We start from the raw sequence: 1,732 nt of genomic DNA on the forward strand, positions 1-1,732 counted from the left end.
TTTTACTTTGCAACAGAACCACTATAGTTTTATAATTTGGACATCCATTAATACTATTCATTAATTACTTTTGTTTTAAATCATTTTTCTGATTTTTCATTATGTTTATAATAAGTAATATTAACCAAACCCAAGACAATAAAGTGAAAGGTACAATAATAGCAAAATTTATAAGGTAAGCCCCGATAGCCCACCCCAATCCTATAATAATACCTATAATCGTATACGTTTTATTTACATTTTTTTCAAATATGAAAACAAGTGCTATTAAGATAATAGATATGCCTAAAAAAAGTTGAGAGATGAATGCTGTTGTTCCTAAAATATTAAGGATAGCATCACCTTGCAATAAAATATTTTGTTTCTCTGTACTTGGAGCATTTTGCCATTTGTTTGCAATTTGCGTTAAACCAAATCCGTGAATATAAAAATAGATAGCAAAAATAGTTGTTGTAATTGTAAACTGGGTTAATGCAATTTTAGCCATAAGTCGCGAACTTTGTCTAGATAGATTAAAGAATATGCAAATAAAACCAAATAGCCATAATAATATAGCAATTATGTTTATAAAATGTTTAGTTTGCCAAAATGTTTGCTCAGCCACAAAAGGTATTGCTGTTGATGCTTTTTCAATTGGTGGGTTTCCATGAAAAATAGTAGCAAGTATATAAAGAAATGTTCCAATTAGTACTAAGATTCCACCAAGTGTTTTTTCATTGATTTTCATATTATTTTTTTGACTCCTTCTTCCAATACTTACTCATTTCCATTCCTTTTACACAAATAGCTGTTAAAAATATAGTTAGACAGATAATAGTAACACTAGAAATTATAGCAATTGATATTGTCATATTTGACACCTCCTAAAAAAATACAGTTAATCTAACATTGTTAGATTAACAGCGAAATCCTGTATTGTCAACCAAATGTTGTTTGACTTAATGATAATGTTATACTTAAAAAGTAAAGTTTATTAAAGGAGTTTATTTATTAATGTCTAGAAGAAAAAAAGAGTCTCTTCAACTTTCGGAAAAAACAATTGTCAATGCAGCAATTGTTTTTTTAAAAGAAAACGATCTAAAAAAATTAACAATACGAAATTTAGCTAGTGAATTAGATATAGAAGGAGCGTCTTTATATTGGTATATAAAGAATAAGCAACATTTAATGGAGCTTATCGCAGATGAAATATGTAATAAAATAGAGTATCCTAAATTAAATAAAAAAGCTGAGGATCAAATTATAGATATTTCTTTTCAGTTAAGAAATTTACTTTTAACTATTAAAGATAGTGCACATATTATGGAGGCAACACCACCATTAATGCCAAATCGAAAAAAATTAATATCCTATATTTATAATTTATTTAAGGACTTAGGTATGGATAATAACGAACTCTTTTCTGCTTCATGGATGTTGAATAATTTTATAAATTCTTCTGTTATTGAAGAATATAGAATTTTAGAAAATAAGTCCTCAAAACTACACCAAAAAGTAAGTGATGAATTACCATTTGATAATATTGAACAATTGGATTTAGAAAGAGAATTTAGGTTTGGATTAGAGGTTCTTTTATTAGGTTTTAAAGAAAAAATTAAAGAAAAATAGTGTATAAACAAACCGGTTCTGTTGCAAAGTAAAAAAATATAGCTAACCACTAATTTATCATGTCAGTGTTCGCTTAACTTGCTAGCATGATGCTAATTTCGTAGCATGGCAAAAATCCGTAGAT

At 27.2% G+C, this 1,732-nt stretch carries 2 protein-coding genes; one reads left to right on the plus strand and one right to left on the minus strand.

The genetic code is table 11. The features are described from left to right. Nucleotides 1–64: 64 nt before the first annotated feature. Nucleotides 65–727, minus strand: coding sequence for a hypothetical protein (locus KA873_RS13480; RefSeq protein ID WP_198065348.1), 663 nt, complete (start codon nt 725–727; stop codon nt 65–67). 266 nt (nt 728–993) lie between these two features. Here KA873_RS13480 and KA873_RS13485 point away from each other — a divergent pair, with 266 nt between their 5' ends. Continuing rightward, the gene (locus KA873_RS13485) at nt 994–1,608 is read left to right on the plus strand and encodes a TetR/AcrR family transcriptional regulator C-terminal domain-containing protein (protein ID WP_198065349.1); all 615 of its coding nucleotides are present in this window, start codon (nt 994–996) and stop codon (nt 1,606–1,608) included. Nucleotides 1,609–1,732: the final 124 nt, after the last annotated feature.

This window comes from Staphylococcus sp. GDY8P45P (genome assembly GCF_017892745.1).
GTDB classification, from domain to species: domain Bacteria; phylum Bacillota; class Bacilli; order Staphylococcales; family Staphylococcaceae; genus Staphylococcus; species Staphylococcus cohnii.